15 protein-coding genes and 1 pseudogene are annotated in these 18,999 nt (G+C 59.4%); 12 read left to right on the forward strand and 4 right to left on the reverse strand.

The window, feature by feature from the left end; genetic code table 11:
* Window position 1: 1 nt before the first annotated feature.
* Complete coding sequence (gene pqqU / locus N7V53_RS11845) at window positions 2-2,116, reverse strand: TonB-dependent receptor PqqU (RefSeq protein ID WP_279793479.1); 2,115 nt, start codon at window positions 2,114-2,116, stop codon at window positions 2-4.
* A 265-nt stretch (window positions 2,117-2,381) separates the two neighbouring features.
* Here pqqU and N7V53_RS11850 point away from each other — a divergent pair, with 265 nt between their 5' ends.
* Together N7V53_RS11850 and N7V53_RS11855 are read left to right on the forward strand one after the other, a co-directional pair.
* On the forward strand, window positions 2,382-3,443 hold the full coding sequence (locus tag N7V53_RS11850) for a YncE family protein (RefSeq protein ID WP_279793480.1): 1,062 nt from the start codon (window positions 2,382-2,384) through the stop codon (window positions 3,441-3,443).
* Between the two features lie 299 nt (window positions 3,444-3,742).
* Entirely contained in the window at window positions 3,743-4,168 is a 426-nt protein-coding gene (locus N7V53_RS11855; protein WP_279793481.1) for a hypothetical protein, read from the forward strand.
* A gap of 2 nt (window positions 4,169-4,170) precedes the next feature.
* Here N7V53_RS11855 and N7V53_RS11860 read toward each other — a convergent pair whose 3' ends face one another.
* Window positions 4,171-4,899 (reverse strand): metallophosphoesterase, encoded by a 729-nt coding sequence (locus N7V53_RS11860; RefSeq protein ID WP_279793482.1) that lies wholly within the window; start codon window positions 4,897-4,899, stop codon window positions 4,171-4,173.
* 105 nt (window positions 4,900-5,004) lie between these two features.
* On the opposite strand from N7V53_RS11860, the gene bla reads away from it, so the two are divergent.
* From bla to N7V53_RS11900, 8 genes and pseudogenes are all read left to right on the forward strand, one after another.
* Window positions 5,005-5,874 (forward strand): class A beta-lactamase, encoded by an 870-nt coding sequence (gene bla / locus N7V53_RS11865; RefSeq protein WP_279793483.1) that lies wholly within the window; start codon window positions 5,005-5,007, stop codon window positions 5,872-5,874.
* Between the two features lie 240 nt (window positions 5,875-6,114).
* Window positions 6,115-6,273 (forward strand): annotated as a pseudogene (locus tag N7V53_RS11870) (formate dehydrogenase cytochrome b556 subunit); the annotation flags it as partial.
* A 117-nt stretch (window positions 6,274-6,390) separates the two neighbouring features.
* The gene (gene treZ / locus N7V53_RS11875; RefSeq protein WP_279793484.1) at window positions 6,391-8,178 is read left to right on the forward strand and encodes a malto-oligosyltrehalose trehalohydrolase; all 1,788 of its coding nucleotides are present in this window, start codon (window positions 6,391-6,393) and stop codon (window positions 8,176-8,178) included.
* Window positions 8,175-10,685, forward strand: a complete 2,511-nt coding sequence (gene treY / locus N7V53_RS11880; RefSeq protein ID WP_279793485.1) for a malto-oligosyltrehalose synthase — start codon at window positions 8,175-8,177, stop codon at window positions 10,683-10,685. Before treZ ends, treY begins: the two co-directional genes overlap by 4 nt.
* 63 nt (window positions 10,686-10,748) lie before the next feature.
* Window positions 10,749-12,824: a glycogen debranching protein GlgX gene (glgX, locus tag N7V53_RS11885; RefSeq protein ID WP_270220919.1), complete on the forward strand. Its 2,076-nt coding sequence runs from the start codon at window positions 10,749-10,751 to the stop codon at window positions 12,822-12,824.
* Between the two features lie 141 nt (window positions 12,825-12,965).
* Entirely contained in the window at window positions 12,966-13,397 is a 432-nt protein-coding gene (locus N7V53_RS11890) for a hypothetical protein (RefSeq protein ID WP_124968321.1), read from the forward strand.
* Window positions 13,387-13,938 carry an RNA polymerase sigma factor gene (locus tag N7V53_RS11895; protein ID WP_279793486.1) on the forward strand — a complete coding sequence of 184 codons (552 nt, stop codon included), beginning with the start codon at window positions 13,387-13,389 and terminating at the stop codon, window positions 13,936-13,938. Before N7V53_RS11890 ends, N7V53_RS11895 begins: the two co-directional genes overlap by 11 nt.
* 27 nt (window positions 13,939-13,965) lie before the next feature.
* Complete coding sequence (locus N7V53_RS11900) at window positions 13,966-14,271, forward strand: hypothetical protein (RefSeq protein ID WP_279793487.1); 306 nt, start codon at window positions 13,966-13,968, stop codon at window positions 14,269-14,271.
* Here the strand turns inward: N7V53_RS11900 and N7V53_RS11905 are convergent, their stop codons facing one another.
* Together N7V53_RS11905 and N7V53_RS11910 are read right to left on the reverse strand one after the other, a co-directional pair.
* Window positions 14,272-15,600: a glycoside hydrolase family 10 protein gene (locus tag N7V53_RS11905; protein WP_279793488.1), complete on the reverse strand. Its 1,329-nt coding sequence runs from the start codon at window positions 15,598-15,600 to the stop codon at window positions 14,272-14,274. It abuts the gene before it with no gap.
* An 87-nt stretch (window positions 15,601-15,687) separates the two neighbouring features.
* Window positions 15,688-16,179 (reverse strand): DUF943 family protein, encoded by a 492-nt coding sequence (locus N7V53_RS11910; protein ID WP_279793489.1) that lies wholly within the window; start codon window positions 16,177-16,179, stop codon window positions 15,688-15,690.
* Window positions 16,180-16,263: 84 nt separating this feature from the next.
* Here N7V53_RS11910 and N7V53_RS11915 point away from each other — a divergent pair, with 84 nt between their 5' ends.
* Both N7V53_RS11915 and N7V53_RS11920 read left to right on the forward strand, forming a co-directional pair.
* Window positions 16,264-17,481 (forward strand): nitrate regulatory protein, encoded by a 1,218-nt coding sequence (locus N7V53_RS11915; RefSeq protein WP_279793490.1) that lies wholly within the window; start codon window positions 16,264-16,266, stop codon window positions 17,479-17,481.
* 254 nt (window positions 17,482-17,735) lie between these two features.
* Complete coding sequence (locus tag N7V53_RS11920) at window positions 17,736-18,998, forward strand: CmpA/NrtA family ABC transporter substrate-binding protein (protein WP_279793491.1); 1,263 nt, start codon at window positions 17,736-17,738, stop codon at window positions 18,996-18,998.
* The last annotated feature ends 1 nt before the right edge of the window (window position 18,999 follow it).

The raw sequence follows: 18,999 nt of genomic DNA on the forward strand, positions 1-18,999 counted from the left end.
CTTAATTAAACTGGTAGGCCACCGATAAGCCAACGCCGTAGTTACGTCCCGGAGCCGGTTCGTAGTAACGGTTATTGGATTCGTTGACGATCACCGACCCGACATAGTTACGGTCGAAGAGGTTATCGACGCGGCCAAAGAGATCCATCATCCAGTTGCCGTAGTTGAACTTATACCCGGTATTCAGCCCGGCGACGGTGTAGGAAGGGGCTTTGGCGCTGTTCTCATCATTAGCCATGATATTGCTCATATAACGCACGTCCGCGCCAGCATACCAGCCTTCCTCCGGCATCCAGCCGAGTGAAGCAAAGCCCATATTGCGCGCGATGCCCGGAATGCGATTGCCTTCGCAGGACGCGTCACCACACACTTCGCTGCGGTAGGTTGCGTCCAGCCAGGTCCAGGCCGCTTTCGCACGCCAGTTACCGGCGAACTGCTGATCGACAGAGAGTTCGACACCCTGGCGACGCGTTTTACCGGCGTTTTTATAGCTGGTGCGTCCGCCGCTGCTGCTGTCGGCAACAATTTCATTATCCGTATCGGTGCGGAACAGCGCCGCCGTCAGCAGACCGTTACCGATGCGGGTTTTGCTGCCGATCTCCAGCGTGTCGTTGGTGGCTGGTTTCAGCGCGAAGTTCAGCCCGCTCTGATCGCCGGAGCGGTAAGAGAGCTCGTTAATGGTCGGCGTTTCAAAACCGCGCCCGGCGGCGGTGTAGAGATTCCACGCCGGGGTGACGGCATATTTCAGCGAGGCGGCCGGGAGCCACTTGTGATAACTCGCATCACCGCTGTCATCGCCATTCTGCGCGGTGACATAGTGGTCGTTGGAATCAAACCAGACCGAGCTATAGCGCACGCCCGCATCCAGGGAGAGTTTGTCGGTGAGCTGCCAGGCGGTTTGCAGATAGGGATCGACGTTCCACATCAGGTTGCGCTCGTTACGACGCAGGTTGCCTTTCTGCCCGTACTCCGGCGTGGCGCCACTCATGATGAAGTTTTCGTAGCCTTTACGCTCTTCACTCATGTTTTCGTAGTTCAGCCCGGCGGTGAAGGTCATCGGCACGCCCAGTTCGCCTTTGTGCGTCCAGCGCGTATCAATGCCCTGGTAGTGGCGGCTCAGGTTGATCACTCCGCCAGCGTGGGTCGGTTTGAGCTGCGGCGCGCGGGGAATCGACTGGTACTGCGTAGTTTCGCGCTCACCGGCATACATCATCACGCTGAGATCGTCGCGCTCGGTCAGTTGACGCTCATAACGCAGGCCCGCCTGGGTCTGTTTGATGGTTTTGCGCGTGTGAAACGCATCGGCGCGCGGTGACTGGCGCGGATTGGCCCGCCACTCTTCGCGGCTCAGCCCGCCGGCATCGTCCGCTTTAATATCAACGCTGTTAAAGATGAGGTTCAGTTTGCTGGCCTCATCGATGCGCACGCCCAGTTTGGCGTTAGCCAGATTTTTGCGCGCGCCGCTGCGGTCGCGATAGCCGTGAGTTACAAAGCGAGTAGTCGAGGCTGTGTAATCCACATCGCCCGCGTGGGTGCCATCGCCCATTGCGCCGGTGGCTTTCATGCCATAGCGCCAGCTGCCAAAGCTGCCGTAATAGCTGCTCGCTTCGACGGTGGCCGGTTCGCGCCCGGTCTGCGTCGTCACGTTCATCACGCCGCCAGAAGCATTGCCGTAGAGAGCAGAGAAGGGGCCGCGCAGCACATCAATATGCTCGACGCTGTTGAGATCGATATTCGAGGTCTGCCCCTGGCCATCCGGCATGGTGGCGGGAATACCATCGACATAGAGGCGAATACCGCGCACGCCATAGGTTGAGCGCGAACCAAACCCGCGAATGGAGAGTTGCAGATCCTGGGCGTAGTTCTGGCGGTTCTGCACCTGTAACCCGGGGACACTGCCCATCGATTCAGAGAGATTGACGCGCGGCGCGGCCTGGCGAATATCGTCGCCCTGAACCACGCTGACCGCGGCGGGGCTATCCAGCTCCGAGACCGCCTGCGGCGCAGCGCTGACGATCATGGTTTGTTCACCAGAGGCCGCCCAGGCGGAGGTAGAGAGTGCAACAGGCAGCAGCAAAACGGGCAGCGTGACCTTTGTAACTGAAATGATTTTCATGACGGAACCGAGTTGAAAGAGGAGCAAAAAAAGAAAAATGCGGCAACATGTTAATGGATATGTAAATTATTTGAAAATGTTGAACGCACGTTAGGTTAAGAATGAGCGTACAGGGCGACAGAAATTTTGCCACACCCGGCGATTAAGGCTCCACTTTATGAACATTAATGATTATTATTCTCACCTAAAACAATAAACGAAACCACAGTTTCGTGCACTGGACGCGTGTGAAAACGTAATCATCATTTCAACAAAGGGAGTCGTTATGTCTTTAGCTCAATTTTCCCCGTCACGCCTGCACCGCGCGCTGTTCCTCGGTTCGCTGCTGCTGGCAGGCTCATTCAGTGCCCACGCTGCCGAAGAGATGCTGCGCAAAGCGGTCGGTAAGGGTGCGTATGAGATGGCCGTCAGCCAGCAGGAGAACGCCTTATGGGTTGCCACCTCGCAAAGCCGCAAAACCGACAAAGGCGGGGTGATCTATCGCCTCGATCCCGCCAACCTTGATATCACCCAGGCCATTCACAGCGATGTGAAACCGTTTGGCGCGGCGATCAACCAGCAGACGCAGACGCTCTGGTTCGGCAATACGGTGAATGGTTCAGTCACCGCCGTCGATGCAAAAACCGGTGATATCAAAGGCCGCGTAGTGCTTGATGCGCGTAAACGCTCCGACACGGTGCGTCCGCTCAGCCCACGCGAACTGGTAGTGGATGACACCACCAATACCGTTTACGTTACCGGCGTGGGTAATGAGAGCGCGATCTGGGTAATTGACGGCGCGGCGATGACGCTGAAAAACACGATCGCCAACACCGGCACGTACAGCACCGGTCTGGCGCTGGATGCAGCCGCGAAACGCCTTTACAGCACCAACGGCGATGGCGAACTGCTGACCATTGATACCGCGACTAACAAGATCATCGACCGCAAGAAGTTGCAGGATGACGGAAAAGAGCACTTCTACCTCAACCTGAGCCTTGATACCGCCGGTCACCGCGCCTTTATTACCGACTCGAAAGCGGCGGAAGTGCTGGTTGTCGATACCCGCTCCGGCAAGGTACAGCAACGCATCGCCGCACCGGAATCGCTGGCGGTGCTGTTTAACCCGGCGCGCAACGAAGTCTATGTCACGCACCGCGAAGCGGGTAAAGTGAGCGTTATCGATGCGAAGAGCTACAAGGTCGTGAAGACCTTTGATACGCCGACGCACCCGAACAGCCTGGCGCTGTCGCCGGACGGCAAGACGCTCTACGTCAGCGTAAAACAGGCGTCGAGCCGCGAAAAAGAGGCCACCCAGCCGGACGATATCATTCGTATCGCGCTGTAACAGCCAGATGCAAAAAAACTCCCTGCGGGGAGCTTTTTTATCATAGGGGAACAATGCGTAAGGCTGTCATCGCCGCTGCGGTGACTCTGCTCACTCTTGTAGCCGCCATTTACCTGCGGCTGACGGCGGTTGATATAGCTCGCGAAGCGCAGCACGTGCCTGTGCCCCTTAAACAGGACGCGCATCATTTAAGCGACACTCTGCTACTGCCAAAAGAGGTTATCTCCCAAATTGCCCGCACGGTTGGCTGGATAAATGACGGGAAATGTCTCCCTTAACCCATGATACGAGGAACAACTATGGCTATCGACAGAATGGACTGGCACTACGGCGGCGAATATCCGCAGGAGCTCCCGACCGAAAACGGCGGCACGCATATTGGTTTTTACCTTGCATGGATCATCAATAACCACCTCGAAGGCGAAGATCATCAGGATGAGTCTGCCGACGAACTGGCGGCGGTGCGTAAACGCACCCTCAGCGGACGCGAGTTTCTTATCGACATGTGCGATGAAAAATTTTGGGACCAGGATTTAAACGAAGAGGGACGGGCGTTTACCGCGCACTACTACCACACCGAGCCGGGCGGCTATTTTGACGATTATGAGCGCATCCTTGCGCAGGATCTGCCCTCGGTCTACCACGTTAAAGATAGCTGGGAAAATTACGACAAGCTTGCGCCAGCGATCGATGCCGCCTGGCAGCAGTGGAAAGCCCAGCGCTAAACTTACACGCCGATAAAATGGCTGACCCGCCCCTGCGGGCCGATGTCGTGAAGCATCAGCGAAACCGGATCGGTTATCGGCGGAACGTTTTTCTCATCCAGCAGAAGCGGATTCGCCGGGCAGATGGAGCCGCAGCAGTAGGCAGCCACGCCAGCGAAGGTCGCTGCCATCGCGCGGTGTACATGCCCGCAGCAAATCGCCAGCGGCGCGTGCGGCAGGCGGTGAATCAGCGCTGCCAGCGCCTTGTCGCCTTCGCACATTGCAACATCCAGCGGCGCAATACCGCTCGGGAAGAGGTGCTGATGCAAAAAGAGCATTGCCGGGTGCGCCGCCTCGCGCAAAGCCTGCTCCAGCCACGGCAGATGGGGCGTAATATCGCCGCCGCTCTTCCCGGCAACCGTCACATCCACACCAATCAGCGAAATTCCTTCAACCGTTTCATTGAAATGGAGTGGTTCATCGGCTGAATATCCCGCCAGCTGCGGCATCGTCGCGCACATCACCGCTTTATCATCGGCATTACCCGCCAGCAGCAGGGTGCGGCAGGGCAAACGGCTGAGCTGTGCAGCAATATCGCGATACCCCTCAGCCCAGCCATCGTCCACCAGATCGCCGCTTACCACCACGATATCGGGCGGGAAGGCGAGAAGCCACGCAATGGCGGCACGCAGGCGGGCAAGGTTGTCATTATCCGCTGCGGCGTGAATATCGCTAAGTTGAGCAATGCGCATCGTGTCCCCGGATGAGGTTAGTTATCAATCAGCAGTATGGCAGCGCTGCGCCATCAGGCATAATCCGGCAGATATAATATTCATTCCACGACAAGGATTATCGCTATGCATCTGCCTGCTAAATCATTTCTCGCGCTGCTGCTGCTCGGCGCCTCTGCCGCCAATGCCGCTACCATCGATGCGGCAACCCTCACCGCCATTGCCCGTTTGCAGGAGGAGAAGCTGCACGCGCGCATCGGTATCGCGGTGATCGACACCGCCTCGGGTAAGAGCGTCAGCTACCGCGGTGATGAACGTTTTCCGCTGAACAGCACCCATAAAGCGCTGCTCTGCGGCGCGCTGCTCAGCAAGGTCGACCAGGGCGAGTTCGCCCTCAGCGACACCACGCAGTTCAGCAAAGAGACACTGGTGGACTATTCGCCGGTAACCAGCAAATTTGTCGCGCCAAAAAGCATGAGCTGGCAGCAGGTGTGCAGCGCGGCGATTAGCTACAGCGATAATACCGCCGCTAATCTGGCGGCGCAGAAACTGGGCGGCCCGCAGAAGGTCACCGCCTTCTTTGCCGGTTTAGGTGACAACGTCACGCGACTGGATCGGAAAGAGCCGGAGCTGAACAGCGCCGTGCCCGGCGATCTGCAGGACACCACCACGCCGCTCGCCGTCAGCCGCACGCTGGAGAAACTGACGCTCGGCGACGCGCTCAAACCCGAAAGCCGTGCGCAGCTGGTGCAGTGGATGCGTGATGATAAAGTCGCTGACGCGCTGCTGCGCGCCTCTCTGCCGTCCGGCTGGAAAATCGGTGATAAGACCGGCGCAGGTGCCCACGGTTCACGCTCAATTATCAGCGTCGTGTGGCCGAAAAAAGGGCAGCCAATAATCGTCTCTGTTTATATTACGCAAACAGAAGCGACGCTGGTGCAAAGTAACGATGCCATTGCACGCATCGGTAAAAGCATATTTGAGGCAACGCGCTAAATAGACGGGCAGAGATAAAACCGGCTTAAGTTAAATCTTATCTCTGCCTCGACAAGATGAACGACGGCCCGTTCCCGACCCATCAAATTGCCGATTGGCACCTACCCGCTGCGCCCGCAAGTGGTTTCCAGCCCGCTGGCAAGGATCTTTGCCAGTGACCGAAACAAAATGGGCAACGCGGAAACATTTTCCTATGTCGCCACCACTTACTCGATTACCGAGCTGTTACGCCACTGGACGATGATGCTCGCCATCCTCGTGCATATCTACATGGCCTTCTGGGTGAAAGGCTCAATCACCGGAATGATTGAGGGGAGAGTGAGCCGCCGCTGGGCTAAGAAGCACCATCCGCGCTGGTACCGTGAGGTCGAAGCGCAGGAGGACAAGCAGAGACAATAACTCCTATCGCCCGGTATACAGTGCTGTACCGGGCGACGTACACCGCCGACCAGTGCCCATCGGGTTGCCAATTATCGTCTATGATTGTTCATCGTGGCATTGTGGAGAGGTAATTGCATGGCGACCAAAACGTTTTCAAAAACATGGGGTGCAGAACGACTGGCCGACGGCGCGGTTCGCTTCCGTTTGTGGGCCACCGGTCAGCAGAGCGTAACGCTGCGTCTTGACGGGCAGGAGAAGCCGATGACGCGCAGCGAAGAGGGGTGGTTTGAAACCACCGTCTCCCGCGTTAATGCAGGCGCGCAGTATCAATTTGTCCTCGCCGACTGTATGGCGATCCCCGATCCCGCCTCGCGCGGCCAGCTGGCAGAGGTTAACGGCCCGTCGCTGGTTGTCGATCCTGACAGCTATCAGTGGCAACACGCTGACTGGCAGGGCCGCCCGTGGGAAGAGGCGGTGGTTTACGAATTACACATCGGCACCTTTACGCCGCAGGGCACCTTTCAGGCGGCCATCGAAAAATTACCCTATCTCGCCGAGCTTGGCGTCACCATGGTTGAGGTGATGCCGGTCTCGCAATTTGGCGGCACCCGCGGCTGGGGCTACGACGGCGTGCTGCTCTATGCGCCGCACTCCGCCTACGGCACGCCGGATGATTTCAAAGCTTTTGTTGACGCTGCCCACGGCTACGGCCTGTCGGTGGTGCTCGATATCGTGCTTAACCACTTTGGGCCGGAGGGCAACTACCTGCCGCTGCTGTCGCCTGATTTCTTCCATAAAGAGCGGCAGACGCCGTGGGGCGCGGGCATCGCGTATGATGTCGACGCCGCGCGCGCCTATATTGGCGAAGCGCCGCTCTACTGGCTGCATGAGTACAACCTCGACGGCCTGCGTTTCGACGCTATCGACCAGATCGAGGACACCAACGAGCCGCATATTCTGGTTGAGATCGCCAAACGCATTCGCCAGGAGATCACCGACCGTCCGATCCATCTCACCACCGAAGACAGCCGCAATATCGTCTCGCTGCATCCGCGCGATGAGTCCGGCACCGCCACGCTCTTTACCGGCGAGTGGAACGATGATTTCCACAACGCGGTACACGTCTTCGCCACCGGCGAGACCCATGCTTATTACGAAGATTTTGCCGACAGCCCGGAAAAATGGGTGGCGCGCGTGCTGGCTGAAGGCTTTGCCTACCAGGGCGAAGTGTCGCAGCACGCGGGCGAAGCGCGCGGCGTCGACAGCACCCAGCAGCCGCCGGTGGCGTTTGTCGACTTTATCCAGAACCATGACCAGGTGGGCAACCGCGCGCAGGGCGATCGCCTGATCTCACTGGCCGGAGCCGATCGCACCCGCGTGATGCTCGCAACGCTGCTGCTGTCGCCGCATATTCCGCTGCTGTTTATGGGCGAAGAGTATGGCGAAACCAACCCGTTCCTCTTCTTTACCGATTTCCACGGCGATCTGGCAAAAGCGGTGCGCGAAGGGCGCACGCGCGAATTTGAAGGCCACGCCGGGCATGAAGGGGAAGATGTGCCCGATCCGAACGATCCGGAAACCTTTACCCGCTCCCAGCTCGACTGGACGCGTCCGCACAGCGTGGAAGGACAGCGCTGGCTGGCGTTTAGCCGTGAACTGCTCGCCCTGCGCCAGCAGCACATTGTGCCGCTGCTACGCGGCGCGACCCGCCAGCAGGGCGAGATTATCGCCACCGCGCCCGGTTTTATCGCCGTGCGCTGGGCGCTGCCGCAGGGCACGCTCTCCATGGCGCTGAATATCGGTACGGCCAGCCAGCCGTTACCGGAACTGCCGGGCGAAACGCTTTTTGCCTGGCCTGAGGCGGGTGCCGAACTGGCGCAGAATGCCATTATTGTTCGTTTATCGCAGGGAGAAGCCGAGTGAGCACGCCAACCGCAACCTACCGCCTGCAGTTTCGTAACGGCATGACCTTTGAGCGCGCCGTAGCGCTGGTGCCCTATATCAAAAAGCTGGGCATCAGCCATCTTTATGCTTCACCGATTTTTACCGCCACTTCCGGCTCCACGCATGGATATGACGTCACCGATGCTAACGAGATCGACCCGACCCTGGGCGGTCGGGAAGGGTTCGACAAGCTGGCGCAGGCACTAAAAGCCGCCGGGCTGGGGCTGATCATTGATATCGTGCCGAACCATATGGCGGCCTCGCTGGAGAACGCCTGGTGGCGCGATGTGATTGCGAAGGGCGAAAAGAGCCCGTGGGCGCGCCATTTTGATATCGACTGGTCGCGCCGCCTGACGCTGCCGTTCCTCGGCGACGATTTTGACGCCGTGGTGGAGAAAGGCGAGCTGAAAGTGGAAGCCGACCCGCAAACCGGTAAACCGGCATTTGTCTATTACGAGAGCGTCTACCCGCTGGTGGAAGAGAGCTGGCAGGGGCGCGAGCAGGAGATTATTGGCCTGACCGATGCGGCGAAAATCGCTGAACTGCACGCGCAGCAACCCTGGCGGCTGATGAGCTGGCGCGATGCGGCAAGCGATCTCTCCTATCGCCGCTTCTTTGAGATCACCGGCCTGGTCGGGATGCGCGTGGAAGATGATCAGGTGTTTGATGACACCCACAAACTGATCCTCGAACTGGTGCACAGCGGCGCGGTCGATGGCCTGCGCGTCGATCACGTCGACGGCCTTGCCGACCCGCGTGGTTACCTGATGCGTCTGCGGCAGAAAGCGGGCGATGAGTGCCATATCACCGTTGAGAAGATCCTCGGTAAAGGTGAGCATCTGCCCGAGGACTGGCCGGTCTCCGGCACCACCGGGTATGAGTTTATCGCTGCGCTCTCCGATGTGCTGGTTGATGATGAGAATCTCGACGGCCTGCGCGAGGCCTACGATCAGGTGGTCGGTAAACCGGTCGACATGAAAGCGGAGCTGCGCGCGGCGAAGCTGCTGATGGTCGATCGTAACTTTGCCGGTGAGTTCAGCGTGCTGCTGCGCCTCGCCGGTGAGATCGCCGCACATGAGGCCTCCGCGCCGACAGAAGGCGCGCTGCGCCAGGCGTTGCGCGAGTTGCTGATCGCTTTCCCGGTCTATCGCACCTACGGCACGGCGCAAGGTCTGCCGCCTGCCGACCTGGCGCTGCTGCAAAAAGTGGTCTCGAAGGTAAAAGCCAGTAGCTTTGCTCCGGAGCCGACTGCACTCGATTTTATCACCCGCATTCTGACCGGCGATCTGCCCGACAGCGCGCGTGATGACGCTGCGCGTTTCCGCACCCGCTTCCAGCAGTTAACCGGGCCGCTGATGGCGAAGTCGGTGGAAGATACGCTCTTTTTCCGCCAGAACATGGATCTCGCCCTTAACGAAGTGGGTGCCGAGCCGTTACGCCGTAACTTTTCTCTTGCCCGTTTCCATCAGGAGATGCAGACACGGCTTGAGAAACAGCCCGATGCGCTCTCCGGTACCTCGACCCACGACACCAAGCGCGGCGAAGATGCGCGCGCCAGGCTCTACACCCTGACGGAAGCGCCCGCACGCTGGGCCGAGTGCGTTACCCGCTGGCGTGAAATGAACAAAGAGAAAGTGAGCATGCTGGAGGATGGCCCTGCGCCGCGTCCGGCGGTGGCATGGATGATCTACCAGGCGCTGGCAGGCGTCTGGCCGGTGACGTTGCAGCCGGACGATGCCGAAGGGCTGAAAGCGCTGGAGGGGCGTTTTGTCGAGTTTGTCGAAAAGGCGCTGCGCGAAGCGAAACAGCGTACCGACTGGGTCGACAGCAACGATGCCTATGAAAGCGCGGTGCTGGACTACGTTCGCCACCTGCTTTCGCCGGATAATCAGCCATTTTTACAGGATTTCACCACATCTTTACTGCCATTTATCCGCGCCGGGCTGGTGAATAGCCTGACCCAGACGCTGATCAAACTGGCCGCGCCGGGTGTACCGGATATCTACCAGGGCAGTGAAGCGCTTAATTTCAGCCTCGTTGACCCGGACAACCGCCTTGAGCCGGACTACCCGGAACTGGAGCGTCTGCTCGATGCCCAGGAGCACGCCGACCCGCGTTTGCAGGAGGGGTGGTCGAGCGGTCAACTGAAGCAATCCTTTATCGCGCGCCTGCTGCACCTGCGTCAGGAGAAACCGGCGCTGTTCCGCCACGGTGAGTATTTGCCGCTGAACGCCGACGGCGAGCAGGCGGATAATGTCATCGCCTTCGCGCGAGTTGACGAGGACGACGCGCTGATTGTGCTGGCACCGCGCCTGCTGTTTGGCGCGCTGGATGGCAGCCTGAACGGCGCGGTGATCCCGTTACCGGAGCGGCTGGCGCATCGCCATTACCGGGATATGCTTAGCGGAGAGGATGTGTTGCTCAACGATCGCGTCAACTTGCGTTCGATTGGCGGTTTTACGTTTGCAGTACTGGTCAGCGCATAAAACGACTTTATGCGTCTGGTTGGGTTAAGTCAGGTGACGCTCTAAATAAGAGAAAGAGGGATCATGTCTAACGGTAAGCCTTATCACATCACGGCGGGGCACGGCCAGCAACTCGGTGCGAATTACGACGGTGAGGGCGTGAACTTTGCGCTCTTTTCAGCTCACGCTCATCGCGTGGAACTCTGCTTATACGATCCGAGCGGCAAACAGGAGATTGCCCGCCTGGAACTGCCGGAATATACCCATGAAATCTGGCACGGCTATGTGCCCGGCCTAAAACCCGGTGCCCTCTATGGCTACCGTGTGCATGGCCCGTACGACCCGGAAAACGGCCATCGCTTCAACCCCAACAAACTGTTGGTTGACCCGTATGCGCGTGAACTGGTTGGCGATATCGAGTGGAACGAAGCGCACTTCGCCTACGATCTGCTGCACGAAGATAAAGATTTAACCTTTGACGAGCGCGACAGCGCGCCGTTTACGCCGAAGTGCCGGGTTATCGATCCCAACGAGTTTGAGTGGCAGGATCAAAACCGCCCGGATATCGCCTGGCCGAGCGCCATCATTTATGAAACCCACGTTAAGGGCTTCACCCAGCTCAATCAGGCTATCCCGCAGGATCTGCGCGGCACCTTTGAAGGGATGGGGCACAAGGCGACGGTCGACTATATCAAGAGCCTCGGCATTACTTCTGTTGAACTGCTGCCGGTGCACTGGTTCCCGGACGATCAGCACCTGCTCGATAAAGGGCTGCACAACTTCTGGGGCTACAACACCCTCGGTTTCTTTGCGCCTGCCTCGCGTTACTACGGCCCGCGCGGCATCCAGGGTTTTCGCGACATGGTGCGCGCCTTCCACGATGCGGGCATCGAGGTGATCCTCGACGTGGTTTATAACCACACCGCCGAAGGCAACGAACTCGGCCCGACGCTCTCCTTTAAGGGCATCGATAACTTCTCTTACTACCGCACGCTGCCGGATCAGCATCGTTACTACATCAACGATACCGGTACCGGCAACACGGTGAACACCTCCCATCCGCGCGTGCTGCAGATGGTGACGGACTCCCTGCGCTACTGGTCGGAATCGATGCATATCGACGGTTTCCGCTTCGACCTCGGCACCATTCTTGGCCGCGAGCCGGAAGGGTTTGACCAGCGCGGCGGCTTCTTCGACGCCATCACCCAGGATCCGGTGCTCTCAAAGCTGAAACTGATTGGTGAGCCGTGGGATATCGGCCCCGGCGGCTACCAGGTTGGCGGCTTCCCGCCGGGCTGGGCAGAGTGGAACGATAAATACCGCGATACGCTGCGCGAATACTGGAAGGGCGATAACGTCTCGACCGATTTCGCCGCCCGTCTGCTCGGCTCCGGCGATCTCTACGATCTGCGCGGGCGTCGTCCGTGGGCGAGCGTCAACTTCATTACCGCCCACGACGGTTTTACGCTTAACGACCTGGTGTCGTATAACGAAAAACATAACGAGGCGAACGGCGAAGATAACAATGACGGTCACAACGACAACCGCTCCTATAACTACGGCGCGGAAGGCCCGACCGACGATGAAGGCATCAACGCCGTGCGCGAGCGCCAGAAACGCAACTTCCTCGCCACGCTGCTCTTCTCCCACGGCACGCCGATGCTGCTGGCGGGCGACGAGTTTGGCCGCAGCCAGTCCGGGAATAACAACGGATACTGCCAGGATAGCGAGATCTCCTGGATCCACTGGGACACCTTAAACGGCGCGAATGAAGCGCTGCGCGAGTTTACCCGCCAGGTGATTGAACTGCGCGCCGCGCAGCCGCTGCTGCGCCGCGAAAACTGGCGCGACGGGATGGAGATCAAGTGGTACAACGCCGGCGGCGGCGAGCAGCTGCCGGAGCAGTGGGAAGAGGGAACTACCCTCGGCGTCTATATTGGCCGCGCCGATCTGCAAGAGGAAGAGGGCATCTGGCACGACGTGCTGATGCTGTTCAACCCGTTTGAAGGCAACGTACCGTTCCGCATTCCGCAGTTTGGCGAAGGCGGCTGGGTGCTGGAGCTGACCACCTCCGATACGGTGAAACGCGGGATCGTTATCACCAAAGAGAAGGATTTCGAGTTGGAAGGCCGCAGCATCGCGCTGTTCCGCCGCCCGTAATCGTTTCCTGTTACTCCGCAATTTTTCAGGCGCACTCGTTGCGCCTGTTTTTTTATTTCACTTTTTTAGCAATATTTCCCGCGCTCATTCGTCTACTTCATCACAGGCATTTATTCGCTAATCTGATGAGGAAGAAAAACAATGAGAGATTTTCATATGAATGAACGGCAGCACGGTTTTGGTCGCCATCGCGGCGCGAAGCCGCTGATCATTGGCGCCGCGCTGTTTGTGGTGCTCGGTCTGGTGGTGATGTCGCTGTGGAACGCGCTGCTGCCAGCGATCCTCGGCGTGAAAAGCATCGGCTTCTGGCAGGCGCTCGGGATCCTGGTGCTGTCGCGCATTCTCTTTGGCGGTCTCGGTTTTCGCCCCGGCATGTTCGGCATGGGGCGCGCCCACCGTCGTATGCATGAGCGCTGGATGGCGATGACGCCGGAGCAGCGCGAAGAGTTTGTTGAGAAGCGCCGCGAAGGTTTTCGTCGCCACGGCCACTGCGGCTGGCACGAACGTCGCGGTGAGCCGGAGCAGCAGCGTCCGAACGCGGGTGAGCGCGATGACCCGCGTCATGACGACTGAGTCCGCACTTATCACGGCGCTGAACGCCTGCCGCTCAAAGCTGAAAGCCTTTATCCGCAGCCGCTCACCGGTGAAAGAGGAGAGCGAAGATATCCTCCAGGAGATCAGCTGGCAGTTAATGAAGGTCGAGCAGCCGGTGGAGAATGTCGCCGCCTGGCTGTTTCGCGCCGCGCGCAACGAGATGACCGACCGGGCGCGTAAAAAGCGCGAAGTGCCGTTATCGGGTCTGTTTGCTGACGGTGATGAGGAGTCAGACTTCGTTGAAGATGAGGTGGCCGAAACGCTGTTCGGCATCGCCCAGACGCCGGAGGAGGAGTATCTGAAGGGGCTTTTGTGGGAGGAGCTGGGCCAGGCGCTGGCAGAGCTGCCGGAGGCGCAGCGCGAGGTGTTCGAAAAAACCGAGTTGCAGGGTTACACTTGCAAAGCCCTGGCGCAGGAGCTGGGCGTCAGCGTGCAGACGCTGCTGTCGCGCAAGCATAAAGCGGTGCTCTATCTACGCACGCGGATGCAAACGCTCTATGACGCGCTGACCGGGGAGTAACTGAAGGCCACCAGTAAGGAGAAGGGCGTGACGAATGAGGAGCTCACTCGGCTCGTGCATGACAAAAGCGACTACCGCAAGCGGCTGGATCTGATTGCCCGCCTGCAACAGGAGCAGAGTGCGCGCAGCACACAAGCGCTGGTCACGCTGGCGAAAGAGGATTTTGTCTTCGCCGTGCGCCACGCGGCATGGGAAGTGCTAAGCGAGCGGGGCGTGGCACTCAAGGAGCCACGGCTACGCTCGCGCTTTGCGGACTGGCTGGAGAGGATTATCGACAAAACAGCACGTGTAATACGCTTTCTTGGCGATTTTTACTGGAAATGGATCCCGTAATTACCGCCCCCAGCGCCCCTGTAAATAGTCCACCGCCTGGCGGGTCTGCGGCTGCGTCAGGTAACCTTCGCGGAACAGGATCGTCCCCGCAATGCCCGGCAGGGTTTCATTCATCTCAATCTGCTTTCTCAGCTCCGGCACGCCGCCGTCGCGCGTCCACTCCGGCTCCATTCTGGACGGCTCACCCACTTTATAGAGCGCCACGCCAATATAGAGCTTTGTATTTGTCGGTTTCACCACCTGCGCCCACCACTTCGCCAGCACATCGTAGCGCGCGGCATCGCGGGTAAAGGGCCAGTAGATCTGCGGCGCAATATAGTCGAGCAGCCCCTGCTGCACCCAGCGGCGGGTATCGGCAAAGGACTCGTCATAGGCCGCCGCGCCGCGCGTCTCTGAACCTGCCGGATCGAACGAGCGGTTACGCCAGACGCCCGCCGGGCTGACGCCAAACTGTACGTTAGGATTCAGTTGCTTGATGGTGCGCGACACCTGCTCAATCAACAACTGGGTGTTGTGCCGCCGCCAGTCGGCTTTGGCGACAAAACCTTGCCCGTACTGACGAAACGTCTGGCTGTCATTCAGCGCTGAACTGGCCGTTTCGCTGTAGAAGTAATCATCAAACTGCACGCCATCCACCGGGTAGCGCGCTACCACCTCGGCGACAATACTGGTGATCCAGTCGCGCACCTCCGGAATACCGGGGTCGAGCACATAACGGTCGCCCGCCGTGCGGATCCACTCCCGGTGCAGAACAAAAATCGACGCCGGGCGCAGGGAGAGGGTGCGGTTAAGCTCCGCGACCGTGGAGGGTTTGGTATTGGTCGAGACGCGGTAAGGGTTAAACCAGGCGTGCACCTTCATGCCGCGCTGGTGCGCCTCATCCAGAATAAATTGCAGCGGATCGTAACCCGGATCCTGACCAATCACCCCGGTAAGCGTGTCTGACCACGGCAAAATTTTTGACGGCCACAGCGCGGTAGCGTCCGGTTTCACCTGGAAGAAGACGGTGTTAATGCCGAGGCGTTGCAGCTTATCGAGCTTCGCGGTTAGCGCCGCTTTCTGCTGCTCTGCGCGCAGCGCCGGGCTGAGGGTCACCGAGTTGATCGGCGGCCAGTCGAGACGGGAAACCGTCGCCAGCCAGATGCCGCGCATGGTTTGCGGCTGGCTCAGCCCGCCATCGGGCAGCGGCTGTTTGCTCACCGGCGGGTTCGGCGTCACAAGAGATTTCGGCGGTTTCGACGCGCAGCTGGCAAGCAGCAAAGCAGCCATCAGCACGGCCATCTTTTTCAGGCGGCCTGTGCGGGTAACACAACGCGGGTGTGTGGTCATAGGTTTCTGTTTTTTCAGCGAGATACGGGGCAAATACATTCTGGTCGGATTACCGGCTAAGTCAAACAATTCGGTGAGTGAATCTATCTAGCGAATGCTAAAGGTCTCGTGAACACGTTTCAGGGTGCCGTCCGGCCTCTCCTCGTAACTGGTTTCACCAAAGCTATAAACGGTTTTCTTGCCGGGATGGATGAAAATCAGCATCACCATCTCTTTATAGATGCAGTTTTCCGGCGCGCTGATATCGGTAAAGCAGTTGTAGTCGTCAATACTGCCGTCGCGGGTGCCTGTCGGCAGGCGATCGTAGCGATCGAAGTTCATGATCATCACCACGGCTTTACCGGGGCGCACCAGCAGGGGAAACTGCTTTTGCAGCGCTGCGCGATTGTCGCGCCACCAGTTCACTTTGCCTCTATCGCTGAACGGCAGGTTTTTCACGTAGAGCGCGCTGTCATCGGCTCTGATTACCTGCGGCGGGTGCAGAAAGAGCCACGCCAGCCAGACCACGCCGATAAGTAACAGCAATGCCACCGTTTTCTTCACCATATCCTGACCCTCTCCCTGTGATGTGAGTGGCATTCTCACCCGCCTGCGCATGATGTCAATCGCGGCGGCACACTTCTTGCTTCAGTAAAGCTACGGTTTTCTGGATAAGGGTGTGCGATGACGCTTTCAGCTCTCGATTTTGTGCTCGCCTCGCGGCGCAGCGAAATCACCGGCCTGCAACAGCTGTTGCAGATGGGCAAGCTGGTCGGCGCGGTGAGCCAGCTTATTCATCTGCTGCAACGCGAGCGCGGCACGGCCAATATTTTTCTCTGCTCGCAGGGGAAAACCTGGGGCGGGCGGCTGCGCGAGCGGGCAGAGCAGGTGGAGCGCGCCGCGCAGGCGGTGCATCAGCAGCTGGCAACGCTCGATCAGGAGGGGCTGGCGCGGGGCAACGCTGCGCGGCTTTTTAGCCGCATCGCCAGCGTGCTGCACAGCCTGAGCACGCTGCCGCCGCTGCGCGAGCAGGTGCAGCAGCTCGCCATTGCCCAGCCGGAAGCGATGCAGCGCTACAACGAGGTGATCCGCTGCCATCTGGCGCTGATCGTGGAAACCGCTGACACCTCCGGCGATCCCAGCGTCTCACGCGCATTGCTGGCGCTGTTCAGCTTTATGCAGGGCAAAGAGCTGGCCGGGCAGGAGCGGGCGCTGGTGGCGGCAGGCTTTACCATTGGTTCGGTTGATGAGTCAGCAAGCCAGCAACTGGTGGAGCTGATTGATGCCCAGGAGCGCTGTTTCCACACCTTCAGCGAGTTTGCCGATGCCGCAAGCCTCGGGCTGTGGCAGCAACAGCAGCAGGAGGAGAGCCGCGAGCTGGAGCGCTTTCGCCGCCTCGCCTGTAGCCGCACGCTGCCGCCGGGCGAGCCAACGGAGGCGGCGCTGCGCTGGTTTGAGGTCACCACAATGCGTATCGATGCCATGAAACGTATTGAAGATGCGCTGGAAAAAGGGGTGATGCAGTGTTGTCGCCAGCGCATTGCTGCCGCACAGCGCGACGCCGAGCAGCAGCGCCAGGAGATCGCCCAGTTGCCGCAGGCTGAGGATCACTTTACAGCGCTGATCCCGCCGCAACTGAGCCGCGCGGTGCTGGAGCTGGTCGAGCAGCAGTCCCGCCAGTTGCAGGCGCTGGATTCCGAACTCGCCGGGCTGCGCGCCACGCTTGCCGAGCGCAAGCTGGTGGAGCGGGCGAAAAGCCTGCTGATGCAGCACCACGCGATGAGCGAGCCGCAGGCGCACAAAACCCTGCGCGAGATGGCGATGCAGCAGAACAAGAAGCTGGCGGAGATCGCCGACGCGATGCTCTCCGTCGCCGCCGTGATGGGCAAAAAGCCTCTCTAACCCCAAAGGAGTAGCTGCACCGCAGGTGTGCATTTCGCCGCCCGTTGCGGTGCAAATTTTGTGAGCCAAATCGCTAATCGCCTGTTTTTACAGGCATCAAAAACCTGGCACACATTCTGCTTATCTTATACACGAAGGTGCTGGCTAATGGCGGTCAGCATCACTTCCCGGATAAAGGCGTCCGTTAGCGTTCAGGAGACTGAGCGCTAACCGGACGCTTTTTTTTGCCCCTTTTTAACTGACAGGATGCCGCAATGACGCAAGATGATGACAACACCGTGGGGAAATTTTCGCGCCGCCGCTTTCTGGCGGGCAGTGCGGCGCTGGGCGGCAGCCTGCTGATCCCGGGCCTGATGAACAGCGTATGGGCCGCAGGTTCAGACGCGCCGGAGAAGAAGACCCTGCGCGTCGGCTTTATCCCGCTCACCGACTGCGCGCCGGTGGTGATGGCGGCGGTGAAGAAGTTTGATGAGAAGTACGGCATCACCATTATCCCGAGTAAAGAGTCGAGCTGGGCCTCGGTGCGCGACAAGCTGCTCTCCGGCGAACTTGATGCCGCCCATGTGCTTTACGGCATGGTCTACGGCTTACAGCTTGGCGTGGCTGGCCCGCAGCGCGAGATGGCGGTGTTGATGACGCTCAACAACAACGGCCAGGCGATCACCTTATCGAATCAACTGAAAGCAGCGGGTGTTACCGATGGCGCATCGCTGAAAAAGGTGATCGCCGCCAGCCCGCAGGGAACCTACACCTTTGCGCAGACCTTCCCGAGCGGCACCCACGCCATGTGGCTCTACTACTGGCTGGCGAACGCCGGGATCGATCCCTTTGCCGATGTGCGCAATGTCGTGGTGCCGCCGCCGCAGATGGTGGTGAACATGAAGATTGGCAATATGAGCGGCTACTGCGTCGGCGAGCCGTGGAACCAGCGCGCCATTATCGACGGCATCGGCTTTACCGCCGCCACCAGCCAGCAGATCTGGCCCGATCACCCGGAAAAAGTGCTCGGCACCACCTCGGCGTGGGTCTCGGAAAACGGCAATGCGGCGCGCGCCTTGACCGCCGCAGTGCTGGAGGCCTCGCGCTGGATCGACGCCTCCGATGAAAATCGCCGCGAAACGGCAAAAACCATCGCCGCACGCGCCTATATCAACACCGCCGTTGAGACCATCGAAGGCCGGATGCTCGGCCACTATCAAGACGGATTAGGGAAGACGTGGCAGGACGCCCATGCGATGCGCTTCTTCAATGATGGCGCGGTGAGCTACCCGTGGCTCTCCGACGGAATCTGGTTTCTGACCCAGCAAAAACGCTGGGGCCTGCTGAAAAGCGATCCCGACTACCTCGCCGTCGCGCGCCAGATCAACCGCAGCGAACTCTACACACAGGCCGCGACGGCGGTGGGCGGCATCAGCGTACCCACCAGCCAAATGCGCAGCAGCACCCTGATTGACGGAAAAGTGTGGGACGGCAGCGATCCTGCGGCCTACGCCAACAGTTTTGCCATCCACCGCTAAG

The organism is Kosakonia sp. HypNH10, assembly GCF_029850615.1.
GTDB classification, from domain to species: domain Bacteria; phylum Pseudomonadota; class Gammaproteobacteria; order Enterobacterales; family Enterobacteriaceae; genus Kosakonia; species Kosakonia cowanii.

What these genes read in the sequence shown, in the direction of transcription:
- pqqU (WP_279793479.1), bottom strand. Translation starts at nt 2,116, where the DNA reads ATGAAAATCATTTCAGTTACAAAGGTCACGCTGCCCGTTTTGCTGCTG.
- N7V53_RS11850 (WP_279793480.1), top strand. Translation starts at nt 2,382, where the DNA reads ATGTCTTTAGCTCAATTTTCCCCGTCACGCCTGCACCGCGCGCTGTTC.
- N7V53_RS11855 (WP_279793481.1), top strand. Translation starts at nt 3,743, where the DNA reads ATGGCTATCGACAGAATGGACTGGCACTACGGCGGCGAATATCCGCAG.
- N7V53_RS11860 (WP_279793482.1), bottom strand. Translation starts at nt 4,899, where the DNA reads ATGCGCATTGCTCAACTTAGCGATATTCACGCCGCAGCGGATAATGAC.
- bla (WP_279793483.1), top strand. Translation starts at nt 5,005, where the DNA reads ATGCATCTGCCTGCTAAATCATTTCTCGCGCTGCTGCTGCTCGGCGCC.
- treZ (WP_279793484.1), top strand. Translation starts at nt 6,391, where the DNA reads ATGGCGACCAAAACGTTTTCAAAAACATGGGGTGCAGAACGACTGGCC.
- glgX (WP_270220919.1), top strand. Translation starts at nt 10,749, where the DNA reads ATGTCTAACGGTAAGCCTTATCACATCACGGCGGGGCACGGCCAGCAA.
- N7V53_RS11890 (WP_124968321.1), top strand. Translation starts at nt 12,966, where the DNA reads ATGAGAGATTTTCATATGAATGAACGGCAGCACGGTTTTGGTCGCCAT.
- N7V53_RS11895 (WP_279793486.1), top strand. Translation starts at nt 13,387, where the DNA reads ATGACGACTGAGTCCGCACTTATCACGGCGCTGAACGCCTGCCGCTCA.
- N7V53_RS11905 (WP_279793488.1), bottom strand. Translation starts at nt 15,600, where the DNA reads ATGACCACACACCCGCGTTGTGTTACCCGCACAGGCCGCCTGAAAAAG.
- N7V53_RS11910 (WP_279793489.1), bottom strand. Translation starts at nt 16,179, where the DNA reads ATGCCACTCACATCACAGGGAGAGGGTCAGGATATGGTGAAGAAAACG.
- N7V53_RS11915 (WP_279793490.1), top strand. Translation starts at nt 16,264, where the DNA reads ATGACGCTTTCAGCTCTCGATTTTGTGCTCGCCTCGCGGCGCAGCGAA.
- N7V53_RS11920 (WP_279793491.1), top strand. Translation starts at nt 17,736, where the DNA reads ATGACGCAAGATGATGACAACACCGTGGGGAAATTTTCGCGCCGCCGC.